Origin of the sequence: Rhizobium sp. NFACC06-2, from assembly GCF_900101425.1 — a bacterium.
Lineage (GTDB): Bacteria > Pseudomonadota > Alphaproteobacteria > Rhizobiales > Rhizobiaceae > Agrobacterium > Agrobacterium leguminum.
Genome location: NZ_FMVA01000003.1, coordinates 278,352 through 290,313, shown reverse-complemented (window position 1 = coordinate 290,313; position 11,962 = coordinate 278,352). Strand labels below are relative to the sequence as shown.

Below are 11,962 nucleotides of genomic sequence, written 5' to 3'. Positions count from 1 at the left end.
GTCAGACGTGCTGTCCGCCATTGATGTGAATTTCCGCGCCGTTGATATAGCTCGACTGTTCCGAGCACAGGAAATAGATGGTCTGCGCCACCTCGGCCGTGGTGCCGAGCCGCCCGAGCGGCACCTGGGCTTCCACCAGTTCCGCCGTTCCGGGTGAGAGGATGGCGGTGTTGATCTCGCCCGGCGCAATCGCATTGGCGCGCACGCCGCGCGGGCCGAACTCATGCGCAAGCTCCCGCGTCAGCGCCGCAAGCGCCGCCTTCGAGGTGGCATAGGCCACGCCGGCAAAAGGATGCACCCGTGAGCCGACAATCGATGTGACGTTGACGATGGAGCCTTTTGCCGCTTCCAGTTCCGGCAAAAGCGCGCGGGCGAGCAGCGCCGTCGAAACGAGATTGACGTTCAGCACTCGCGTCCAGATTTCCGCCGTCGTATCCATCACACCGAGACGGCTGCCGCCCTCGCCCTTCGGCGAAATTCCGGCATTGTTGACAAGCGCGGCAAGCTTTCCCTCCGGCAGGCGTGAACGCACCTCGTCCGCCAGGTCGTCAATGCGGGACAAGTCCTCCAGATCGGCCTGAATATGGCTCTCCCGCGCTGACGGCCAACGGCATTCCTCGGAGAAGGGTTGCCGCGATACGGTGAGAATTCTCCAGCCCTTTTCCTGAAACAGCTTGACGGTGGCGTGCCCTATTCCGCGGCTTGCGCCGGTCAGAAGCATGTACGGAACAGCCATATGAGAACTCCTATGCCATGCGGACCGTTGAGCCGGCCGCGCATTCAGCCCCGCATGTTAGAGCGCTGCCACCGGCTGACAAGGTCTTTTTTGTCGTGGCGCAGCGATGGCGGATCGGCGACGGGCTAATCCCATTTGATGCAAGGCTTTCACCCGAAGGGAATATTTGAAGCCGACCGTTTACCCATAAAATGAAGCCTCCCGAATGTGTGATCAGTATTGGGAGGGGGACGAATGCGTATCGATATCATCGACACGGACGCCGGCTTCGAGGCGATCCGCGAAAACTGGGATGCGGTTTTCATGGCCGATCCCCATGCCCGGCATTTCCTCTCCTGGGGGTGGCTGAGGGACTATATGCCGCGCCGCAGGCGCTGGTTCATTCTTGCGCTGCGCGAACGGGCGGAAGGCTCGCCCTATGTGGCGTTTTTCCCGCTGCGCATCGTCACCGAACCGGACAAAAAAACCGGACGCTTCCACGACAGCATCGTCATGGCCGGCAATGCTGCGGCCGATTACACCGGTTTCATCACCCTGCCGGACTATGAAAATCACGCAGTCGCCGGTTTCTGTGCCTATATACGCCAGCAGAACTGGACAGAGCTGAAGCTCGATTATCTTTCCGGCCCTCCGGAACGCCGCGACGCGATGATCCGCGCACTTCAGGGCCCGCTCGTCATGTTTCGCGACAACATGCCGACCAACCCCTACAACATCAACAATTGCATCTGTCCGGTGGTGACGCTGCCGGACACGTTCGACGGCTATCTCGACAGCCATATGAGCAGCCAGACCCGGCAGAAGCTCAGGCGTTTCCTGAGAAAAGTGGAGGGCGGCGACGAATATCGCATCACCTTTGCAACGAGGGAAACAATCAAGCGGGATATGGACATCCTGTTCGATTTCTGGCGCATCCGCTGGGCGCCGCACAAGGGCAAGGAACGCACGGAACTCCTGATCGGTGCGACACGGCAGATGCTGATGGATGTCTATATCCGTGGCGATCTGGAAGTGCCGGTGCTGTGGTTCGGCGACCAGCCGCTCGGCGCGCTCGCCAATATCATCGACCGCCAGAAGAAATCGGTCCTGTTCTACATTACCGGCCGCGACGAGAACTGGAAGACCCCTTCCCCCGGCCTCGTGCTGCATGGCCATTGCATTCGCAGGGCAATCGAGCAGGGTTTCAAAACCTATGATTTCCTGCGCGGCAACGAGCCTTACAAATATTTCTTCGGGCCGGAGGAGCAGAAGCTGAGCTGCACGCTGTTCCGCACCCGCTCGGGCGACAATCTCGGCGGCACGCTGCACCCGCGCAGCATCCGGTTTGTCTACGAACAGGCCCTCAAACTCTATAAGACCGGCCAGAAGGCGGCCGCCAATATTGCCTTCGCGCAGGTGCTGACTGCGGCACCGGACCATCTCGGCGCGCAATTTGGGCTCGCCAATCTGTTGTTCGACCGGGGCGAATTCCGGGAGGCCGAAATCGCCTTTCTCAGCCTTCTGGCCGCCGGGCAGGAACCCGTCGTCCTGTGGCTGCGTATCGGCGAGGCTCGGCTGGCGCAGCAGCATTACCACGAGGCATCCGAGGCCTTCCGTCAGGTGACCAATCGCGCGCCCTTCCACCGGGAAGCGCTTTACAAATGCGCCGTAGCGCTGATTGCCGCCGAAAGAACGATGGAAGGTGCGGAAATCCTCGACAGGCTGCAGCACTATCATTCCGACGATGCAGCGCATCTGGAATATGCGGAAAAGGCCCGTGCAGCCCTTGCCCGGCTGGAACTGGCAAAAGCCAAGGTTCCGCTGCCAGCCGATGTCGTCACGCTCGCCATCAAGCCGAAAGCGGCGGGCAAACGCTGGCACCCGCCAAAGGTTTTGCATTAAAGGCAACGCCCTGTAAGTTGCGGCAGGAAAAACCGGCCGGACGACTTGCAAGGATTTTTGATGTTTCTGACCAACAAGGACATGCTCGATCTCATTGAGCTTCGCCATGATCTGCACCGTCATCCGGAAATTTCCGGCGAGGAGAAGGAAACGGCGCGGCGCATCCGCGCTTTCCTCGAGCAGGCGCAGCCCGACCGGCTTTTCGCCGATCTCGGCGGCCATGGCGTGGCTGCGGTCTATGACAGCGGCAAAAGCGGCCCGGCGATCCTGATCCGTTCGGAACTCGATGCTCTGCCCATTCACGAAAAGAGTGATGCCGAATACCGCTCCGGCACTGATGGCAAAGGCCATCTTTGCGGCCATGACGGCCACTCCACCATTCTGACGGCGCTGGCGCTTGGCCTTTCCCGGCAGCGGCCCGCGACAGGCCGCGTCATCCTTCTGTACCAGCCGGCGGAAGAAACCGGCGCGGGCGCCGCCGCCGTCCTCGCCGACCCGCGTTTTGAGCAGATAAAGCCGGATTATTCCTTTTCGCTCCATAACCTGCCCGGCCTGCCTTTCGGCCATGTCAGCGTCGTGGAGGGCCCGGTCAACTGCGCGTCGCGCGGGGTCAAAATCCACCTTTCCGGCAAGACGGCGCATGCGTCTTCACCAGAACATGGCATTTCCCCGATGCGGGCAATATCACGGCTGATGCCGGCCTTGGCCGAACTGGGCTCCGGTTTCCCGCCAGAGCCCGATTTTTCGATGGTAACGATCACCCATGCCGTGATGGGCGAAGCCGCCTTCGGCATTTCCCCGGCCGATGCTGAAATCTGGGCGACACTGCGGACACTGACCGACGACCGGATGGAAAAACTCTGCGAGGCTGCGGAAACGCTGGCTAAAAAGGCGGCGGACGAACAGAAGCTGACACTCGACGTCACCTATGACGATATTTTCCTGCATTGCGAAAATGCACCTGACGCGGTCGGGCATATCCGGCGTGCGCTGGACGAGGAGAAAATCTCCCACGGTTCGGAGGGGCTGCCCATGCGGGCTTCCGAGGATTTCGGCCGCTTTCGCGCCGTTTCGTCATCGGCGATGTTCTTTCTCGGCGCAGGCCGGGACTATCCCAATCTGCACAATCCGGATTACGACTTCCCGGATGCGCTGATCGGCACTGGCGCGCGCATCTTCATGCGCATCATCCGCAACCTGACCGACGCGGAATAGCAGCAGTCGGCTTCATCCAGCCGAGATCAACCGCCCGTCAGCCGCCTTGCGGACCGTTGCTCGGCCGGGCGGCGCGCACCGCAGCCAGTCCCCGGATGCCATCCTTGTTTCCGATAGCGGTCAGGCTTTCGAAAATCTGGGCGGCCTCACCATAACGGCGCATGGCGAGATAGGAATAACCGCGCAGCACCATCAGGTCCGTCCGCTCATCCGCCAGCCGCGCCCGCTGGTCGAGCAGGAGAAGCGTTTCGGCATATCGCTTCGACCCGAACGCGGAAACCGCGCGGTCAGCCAGGATCGAGACCTGCAGTTCCGTCGCGCGCGAGCGATCCATACGCGATTTCGTCGCCGACACGGCGGCATGGTCGGTCAGCCCCATGCGCAGATAGGCAAGGCTCTGGCCGTAGGCTGCATCGCTTTTGACATTGGACTGACCGCTTTCAATCGCGGATTCGAAAGCTTTGAGAGCCTCCGCCGGCCGGTTCGTCTCCATCAGGCACCAGCCGAGATCGAGCGCCTGCTGTGGCGGCAGACGTTGCGGATCGGGATAGGCCGCGCAGGAACGCGGGCGCGATGCAGCACCGGCTTCCCTTTGCACCTGCACGGGGCGGCGCGCCTGCTTGCGCGAAGGCTCAGGCTGCTGGACGACAGGCGGGTTATACACCACCGCCGTCTCACCCTGCGGTGCACTGGTCTGCACGGGCGGCGCCGTTACCTGTGCGACAACCGGCGGCGCGGTTATGGGAGCAACCGCCTGCCCGGGCTGGTCCACTATGCGCGCCGTTCCGACATCGGCGATACGTTGCGAACGGCCTCCCCATTGCTGCTGGATGCCACGCAGGCCGGCGAGATTGCGGAGATCGTGATAGCTGACGGCCATGCCATAGGCAGATGGCTCATCATCGGGTTTCCAGCCAAGGGCCGTGCTGAACCATTGCAAAGCAAGCGGCGTCTGCCGGAAGGCAAGCGAATACCAGCCGAATTGCTGCGCCGTCGCTGCATCCTTGCGCGCCACCGTTTCGGCGGCGATACGTTGCAGCACCTCCGGCGGCAGAACGACCGGCGGCTCCAGCGCCAGAAGATTGGCCGTTGCGGCGAGATAAGTCGCAAGCGCATCGTCGGATGCCTTGCGCCATTTATACATGACGTCCTCGGCCTCACGCGGCTCGTTACGGTCGATCAGCGCCAGCGCCAGCCCCTGCGAGGCCGATGCGCTGTCTTCTTCTTCCCGCGCCTTGCGGAACCATTTTTCCGCCTCCGCCATGTTCTTCTGCCGGATATTGTACCAGCCGAGCAGCAGGGCGTCGCTTGCAAGCTTGTCGGTCTCGGCAAGCCGCTGAAGCCGCATCACATAGGCCGAAGGAACGGCAATGCCCTCCTTCTCCCCTGCCTTGGCCACAAACTGGCGGGAAAGATCGTTCTTGACCGGTTCGAATTCCAGCTGACCGTCGGCGCCCGGTTTTTCCTTGGCCAGCAGTTCGTCCATCATTTCCGCCGGCAACAGCGCGGATGCCTTCTGCACGGTGGCGAGCCTGTCGCTGGCGACCGTGCAATTGTTGAGGATGTAGAGATAGGCGTCTCGCGCCCGTCCCATCCGGTCGGTATTGGCGAAAGCATCGGCAACCCGCCACAGCACATCGACCTCGCCGCATGTCAGCAGGCCGGGATTATTGGCGGCTGTATCCACCACTGTGGTATATTGCTTGAGATCGGAAGCATTGACGAGCCGCTGGCGCGCTTCGGCAAGGGAAAGCATGCCCGTCAGATTGTCGGGTGGCTGCCAGCCGGGCTCCGCCTGCTGACGGTCGGCAATCGCCTTCCTCACTTCGGCATAACGGCCGTCGGTATAAAGCTGCCACATGGCGTCAAGCCGTGGATCACCGTTTTCCGGAATAGCGAGAGGATCGGCAGGCGGCGTCCAGTTGGGATAAAGCGCGCGCAGGCGCGCGATTTCGGCCTGAAGACGCTGCGTATCGCCCCTCGCCGCGAAATAGCGCAACGCACTCAGATCGACCTCGGGCATATCGGCCGATGCAGGCTGGGTGGCACGAGGCTCCGGCGCCTGCGCCGTCTGCGTTTGCAGCGCCTGCCCGCCAGCCTGTGTCACCGGCAAGGGGTCGGTCGCGGGCACCGTGACCGGCGGTGTCGCGGGCTGCGTTACCTGCGCCATTTCACGGTTCTTGACGAAAGCGTTGATCTGCGCCGGATTGGCTGCCGTCGGCAAAACACGCTGTACCGCCCGGTTGTCGCCGACCGCCGAGGTATGCACGTCCGACACCCGCCCCAGAATGCTGTCGCGCCAGTGGAAGGCGGCGAGCGCTATCAGAAGCAGAATGAGAGCCGAGGTGGACAGTGGCTTGTTCATCGGCATTCCCCGTTATTCCTTGCCAGAAACGACAATGCCAGAAGATGCAATGTGGAAGGATAATAAAGTGATGGCTGGAAGTTTTTGAGTTCGGCGGAAACCTCCGGCCCGCCGCCGACACAGGCCGCAAGCGCCGGAATGATGCGATAGCCGGGATCGGACAGGACATCCTTGACCGCTCCGCTCTTCAGATCGAAGGTTCCGGCAGCGCCGCTTTCCAGCGTCATGCCGCCTTTCAGCCGGGCGAGCAGCTCCGGCGAACCCATATTCGCCCTTGCGAGGTAAAGCGGTATGCGCACCGCATTATAGCCGAATTCCGGCGGGAAACCCGATGCCGGCTGCGGCTTCGTCTTCACCGATACCCAGTCGGCCGGCAGTTTTCTGTCGCTGAAAGCGAATGTGCCGATCTGCGCCACACCGTCATCGGCAAGCGCTTTCCAAAGCGGCGATGGCGCAACAAGATTGAGCACCGGAAACGCCTCGAAAATCAGATAGGAAGGATTGACCACTGGCCCGTCCTCCCGGTCATCCTCGTCGAAACCGCTGGCCGCCGGCAGAAGCAGCGTTCGCCCGCCGCGTTGCACCACCGTCTTCTTGAGAATAGCGGATGCGATGGCCGCGGATGCTTCGGCATAATCCTGCCGGTTCCATTGCCCGGCCGCCAGCGCCAGCGCATAGGCGATCAGGATATCGCCATCCGTAGCGTTGTTGATATCGGTTACATGCGGTCTGGTGCGCGGATCCCATTTCCAGGCGGAAAGCCCGTCGTCACGTACCAAAAGCTCAGTGCGCGTGAAACTCCAGATCAGCTCGAAGTCGGACAGGTTGTCGGCAAGCACGGCAAGCCACATGCCGTAGCCCTGGCCTTCGCTATGGCTGATATTGCCGTTGCCGGTATCGATGACGCGGCCGCCGGGATCGAGAAACGCGCCTTTATAGGCAGACCACGCCTCCGGCGAAACCGAAGCGGCGCGGCTGACGGAAATACCTGCAATCACCGTCATCATGGACAGGAAGAAAATGCCGGCCAGTTTCGAGATTCCGTTCTTCATCGATGCCGTCCCATCATGCGCAGCATCGTGAAAGTGGCGAGGCCGAGGAGAGATACGAAGCCTATGAACGCCAGCGAATAGGAAAGAACGTTGGACGACAGCCAGTTGGCGGCGACCAGCCTCCAGTTGGAAAAGGAAAACGCCCGCGTGACGTAAAAATACGGCCGTTCCACCTCCACCGTTTCAAGTTTTTCGGCAGCGGCATCGTAAGCGGCAACACGTCCAGTGACACCGCGCCAGCGGTTTTCCCGCGTCATCGCCGCCATCCCGTCAAGAAGTTCCGCGGACGTTGGCGCAGTGGCAAGCGTCCACACCCCTTCGCCGGAGGGGCTCAGTCCCTGGGCCAGCATGAAGGAAACATTGCTTGGCGGCGCATAGAGCTGTTCGGCTGCCGGCAGGAAGCGTAGCGTATCCGAACTCAGGTCGAAATTCCGCTTCATCCATTCCTCGAGAGAAGACACCTGCCCCTCCCATACGCCGCCATCCACCCGCTCGCGCCAGTCGTTGAAAAGGGTTTCGCTGCTCTGGGCGGGCGGCTGAACGCCGGTTCCCATTTTCCAGGATATCTGGCTGGAGGGAACAAGATTGAACTGGCCGATCAATGCCTGCGGGAATTGCGAAATCGTGCCCACGAACAGCGCGTCGCGATCGCCGATCACCAGCGGCGAGGCGACAGTCTCGATGTCGATGGGATGCCCCGCCACGCTTGCCAGCCGGCTGATCAGCGTGGCTGCCGCGGACATGGTATCGGTGTCGAAACGGTCGAGCGACAGGGCAACAGGCGCTCCGCCGGTCCGATAGGGCTGTCCGGCCCCGGCCATCGCGGCAAGATCCGGCTTGCGGCCGATCTGCGCATAGTCCGGAATATGAAGTTCCGACGTGTCGAACAATGCAAAACGCGGCGTCGTGCTGGCAGGGGCGCCCGGCGCGCAGGCCTGATCCTGCGCCGTCATCAACACTGCCTCGATGGTGACCTTGTTCGGCCCGGGCTTGAAATGACGCATCGTCACATTGATCGGCAGATGCCGGAAAATGCCGCCGCCATTGTTGGAAATCGGTACGGTCGAGGCGATCTGGTCGTTGACGTAGATATCGACATGGCTGCCTGGCAGTACCTGCGACGAATAGGCGGCATCGAGCAAAAACGACGCCTCGCCATAGGCCGAGGCGTAGAAGTCGGCGGGCATGCCGACGTAAAATTCGTTGCGGAAACGCCGGCCGCCAAATTCGGTGCTTTCGAAACCAAGTTCGGAAAGCGCGATACGGCGATCCGACATGACGAGCGGCACATCCGGCGCATGCCAGCTTCGGGTCGAAAAAGTCGTTCTCTGCGCACCGGGTGTGCGCGATATCGACGAAAACAGCGTCTCAATTGCCGCCTGCACCGCCTGCAGGGTGGGGCCGCTGACGAAAAGCGGCGAAAGACCGCCCGGCGCCGCGGCGCCAAAGCCGGCGAAAGCGCCCGCGGAAGCCTCGGGTGGCAGCGTTCCGGCAATTCCGGCAATCTCGCGGGCCGTTCCGACGAAGACCGTAAGCGTGCCCGCCTTGCGTTCAGCGGAAGGAGCGGCCACGAAACGGATCGTCTGGTTCGGCATCTGGGTTCTGAGCGCCAGCGCCTGTGAAAGACGCAGGAGAGAATCCGCAAATGCGGGATTGCCGAGCGCCGGTGCGACAATCTCTATAGACGTCATCGCCTTGCCATCCGGACCGGTTGCCTGAATATCGTCGATATTGGCAAAGCTTCCGGCGACATCCGCATTAAAGCCGATATAGGTATTGGCAGGGTCTATATCGGTCCACAGATCGTAGGTGGACTGGATCGTGCAATCGGTTCTGTGGCGCTGCTGCACGCCCAGTCTCACGACATTTGAGCCGACCTGCAAGACGCCTGGCGGTATCTTCAAGGAGACATTGCCCTCGCTGTCGGGCGCTTCGATACGCGCCGGATCCAGCGCGACATTGTTCAGGCTGACCTGAAAATTCGAGCTTTCCGGCGCAACCACGATGGCGTTTTGATACCCGATATTGAGCGAAACGGCGGCATTCACCTGCTCCGGCGTCAGATAGATGCTCCATTGCCGCCGGTCCATCTCACCGGAAAGGCTGAGCTTCTCATAAGGTAGAATGTATCGGCGGCGGCTGTCGGCGCTAAGCGGCGAGGTCCGTGCGGGAACAGGTCTTGCACTTTGCTGAGGCGATGGAGCCGCAACCGGCGGCGGCAAAGGAACGGCTGGGCGCTGTTGCGCCTGCGGCGGCGCGGGCTGAACCGCAAATGGCGGCGGGGCGGATGGCTGAAGCGGCGCCTGGACCGGCATTTGGGCCGGCATCTGGGCAGGTGGCTGCTGACGCGGCGCGGCAGGCGCAACGGCGGACGGCGGCACGGGTGTCGGAGCCGTCTGGGCGGGCCGTTCCGGCGACATGTCGAAGGGGGAGGACTGCGCCATAGCGCCCGTGGCGACGGCCCCCCATACCAACATTGCCAGAGTATCCCGGATGGGTTTACGGCCGGTCATTTTACCGCTCCGACAGGTTTGGCGTCTCTGGGAGCAGGCCGAAGCGTTCGGACCAGATAATAAAGGCCGCGCTGCGTCTGGAAGAGCGATATGGCCAGGAAGATGGCCGTACCACGGATAAGGCCGGGGTTCTTGCGGCGCACCCGCTGGAATTCGCTCCACTGTTCCGAATTGGCGAAGATCAGGTCCGCGATCAGGCGGTGATCGACGGCGCGTTGCGGCGAGAAGGTACAGCCGATCGAGACGAAACCCTCGCCCTTCACCGTTCGCACCACGTTGACAGGCATGGTTTCCGGCACGCCCTCGCTATGCGGCTTGACCTTCACGATGGCCGTCGCGCCTTTTTCGATGGTTGTCGCGCTGTCGAAGAGATTGATCAGCAGGCCATGCACCGAGACGTTATCGATGGAAGCCGGCACCCAGGCGTCGCTACCCTCAAGCTTGACTTCGCAACGCCGTTTGACCGTGATGCGCCGCGACGCCGACTTGTCGCCACGCTCGGAAACGACACCGAGCGCGCAGCCTGCAAAGATGAGATTGAGCAGGTTCCAGCCGCCGACCACGAGCGTGACATCCGCCTTGTAAGGCTCGCTGTAGATGCGCCAGGCGGCAAAGGCCATGGCCACCAGCAGCAGCGCGAAAATGACGAAGAACGGCCGGCTGATTTCCGAAAGCCGTGCCTCGGCAATGGATTCATCCTTCGCCGTCACCTTGAAGGTGGGCTTGCCGGGATTGAAAATCACCGAAACGACGGCAGGCAGGAGGTGAACCGTCTGCACATATTCGTAGAGTTCCGAAATCCACGGCCAGCGGAAGCTGCCATAGAGATAGTTCTGCATCATCAGGTTCACGAGCATATAGGCAGCCGTATAGGCCAAAAACTCGCCGCCCGAGGCCACGAAAATCTGAAGGTCGAAGAACAGGTAGAACAGTGGTGCGAACAGGAAGATGGTGCGCGGGAATGGAAACAGCCAGAACAGCGTCGACGACATGTAGCAGAGACGCTGCGTAAACGAGAGACCGCGCCGGAAAAGGGGCTGGCGGAAGATCAGGATCTGCATCATGCCCTGCGCCCAGCGGCTGCGCTGGCCGATGAAGCTTGCGAAGGTGGCCGGCTGCAACCCGGCAATCAGCGGCTTGTCGACATAGATGCTGTTCCAGCCGCGCGAATGCAGCGCCAGCGCCGTTTCGCAATCTTCCGTGATGCTGACGCCGCTGAAACCTTCGGTGTCCTGCAGCGCCTCACGCCGCAGCACGGCGGCCGAACCGCAGAAGAATGCGCCGTTCCACTTGTCGAGGCCGCGCTGGATGATGCCGTAAAACATCTCGTTTTCGCTCGGCATCGTCTCGAAGGTCCGCAGATTGCGCTCGATGGGATCGGGATTGACGAAGAAATGCGGTGTCTGCACCAGAAAAAGCCGCGGATCCTCTTCGAAATAACCAACCGTTTCCAGAAGGAAGTCGCGGGCGGGCGCGTGGTCGGCGTCGAACACGGTCACGAGTTCGCCGGTCGAATGGGCAAGCCCGTTATTGAGATTTCCGGCCTTGGCGTGGACGTTGCGCTCGCGCGTCAGATAGCGCACGTCGAGGTCCTCGCAGAGCTTCTTCAACTCCTCGTGGCGGCGCTGCGCCGCCTGCGCCTCGACGATATTGCTGGCGTTGCGCTTCTGCACCGAGCCGCCATCGTCCAGCAGCCAGACGGTAAACCGGTCGGCCGGATAATCCATGTTCTTGGCCGCTGCGAGCGTATTGGCGAGAAGCTCAGCGTCCTCGTTATAGCTCGGCACGAAGACATCGACCGTCGGCCGGTAATCGGGTGAACCGGGCCTCGTCTTGCGCGACGGCAGCGGCATCGACACGATGACGAGGCTGAGCGCCAGCATCACGACGCTGTACATTTCCGCCAGATAGAGCAGAAAACCGGGAATGAAGTTCTCGAGCTGGTTGACGGGCGGCAACGTGCTGGTGGTGCGCCAGTAGACATAGCGCAGCACGATGGCCGTGCCGAAACCGAGTGCTACCAGACGCCAGGCCCCCTGCCCATTGAAGCTCTTGATCGTCGCCAGCAGGATGAGCGAAATCGCCGTGGCGACCAGATGCGTCTGCAGGCTGACCGGCATCGTGACGATGGCCAGAACGCAAAGCGACACAAGTAACCAGACAATGATTGTGATGGCCTTGCTCATCCAGAAACTTTCCG

At 61.6% G+C, this 11,962-nt stretch carries 7 protein-coding genes; 2 read left to right on the top strand and 5 right to left on the bottom strand.

The window, feature by feature from the left end; translation table 11 throughout:
- Position 1: 1 nt before the first annotated feature.
- Entirely contained in the window at positions 2-736 is a 735-nt protein-coding gene (locus F3H58_RS08195) for an SDR family NAD(P)-dependent oxidoreductase (RefSeq protein WP_065655602.1), read from the bottom strand.
- A gap of 234 nt (positions 737-970) precedes the next feature.
- Between F3H58_RS08195 and F3H58_RS08190 the strand changes: the two genes are divergently transcribed.
- On the top strand, positions 971-2,617 hold the full coding sequence (locus tag F3H58_RS08190; RefSeq protein ID WP_149741843.1) for a GNAT family N-acetyltransferase: 1,647 nt from the start codon (positions 971-973) through the stop codon (positions 2,615-2,617).
- Positions 2,618-2,677: 60 nt separating this feature from the next.
- Positions 2,678-3,832 (top strand): amidohydrolase, encoded by a 1,155-nt coding sequence (locus F3H58_RS08185; protein WP_149741842.1) that lies wholly within the window; start codon positions 2,678-2,680, stop codon positions 3,830-3,832.
- Positions 3,833-3,869: 37 nt separating this feature from the next.
- Here the strand turns inward: F3H58_RS08185 and F3H58_RS08180 are convergent, their stop codons facing one another.
- Genes F3H58_RS08180 through bcsA form a run of 4 tightly spaced genes read right to left on the bottom strand, consistent with a single transcriptional unit; the run spans position 3,870 to position 11,948 of the window.
- Positions 3,870-6,203 (bottom strand): tetratricopeptide repeat protein, encoded by a 2,334-nt coding sequence (locus tag F3H58_RS08180; RefSeq protein ID WP_188128827.1) that lies wholly within the window; start codon positions 6,201-6,203, stop codon positions 3,870-3,872.
- A complete protein-coding gene (locus F3H58_RS08175) occupies positions 6,194-7,249 on the bottom strand; it encodes a family 8 glycosyl hydrolase (RefSeq protein WP_149741841.1) in 1,056 nt (351 codons plus the stop codon). The genes F3H58_RS08180 and F3H58_RS08175 overlap by 10 nt, the downstream gene beginning before the upstream one ends.
- Complete coding sequence (locus F3H58_RS08170) at positions 7,246-9,762, bottom strand: cellulose biosynthesis cyclic di-GMP-binding regulatory protein BcsB (protein WP_149741840.1); 2,517 nt, start codon at positions 9,760-9,762, stop codon at positions 7,246-7,248. The genes F3H58_RS08175 and F3H58_RS08170 overlap by 4 nt, the downstream gene beginning before the upstream one ends.
- Positions 9,759-11,948 (bottom strand): UDP-forming cellulose synthase catalytic subunit, encoded by a 2,190-nt coding sequence (gene bcsA, locus F3H58_RS08165; protein ID WP_065655596.1) that lies wholly within the window; start codon positions 11,946-11,948, stop codon positions 9,759-9,761. Before bcsA ends, F3H58_RS08170 begins: the two co-directional genes overlap by 4 nt.
- Between the last annotated feature and the right edge of the window lie 14 nt (positions 11,949-11,962).

Coding starts and splice junctions, on each gene's coding strand:
- F3H58_RS08175 (WP_149741841.1), bottom strand. CDS start 7,249: ATGAAGAACGGAATCTCGAAACTGGCCGGCATTTTCTTCCTGTCCATG.
- F3H58_RS08195 (WP_065655602.1), bottom strand. CDS start 736: ATGGCTGTTCCGTACATGCTTCTGACCGGCGCAAGCCGCGGAATAGGG.
- F3H58_RS08185 (WP_149741842.1), top strand. CDS start 2,678: ATGTTTCTGACCAACAAGGACATGCTCGATCTCATTGAGCTTCGCCAT.
- bcsA (WP_065655596.1), bottom strand. CDS start 11,948: ATGAGCAAGGCCATCACAATCATTGTCTGGTTACTTGTGTCGCTTTGC.
- F3H58_RS08180 (WP_188128827.1), bottom strand. CDS start 6,203: ATGCCGATGAACAAGCCACTGTCCACCTCGGCTCTCATTCTGCTTCTG.
- F3H58_RS08190 (WP_149741843.1), top strand. CDS start 971: ATGCGTATCGATATCATCGACACGGACGCCGGCTTCGAGGCGATCCGC.
- F3H58_RS08170 (WP_149741840.1), bottom strand. CDS start 9,762: ATGACCGGCCGTAAACCCATCCGGGATACTCTGGCAATGTTGGTATGG.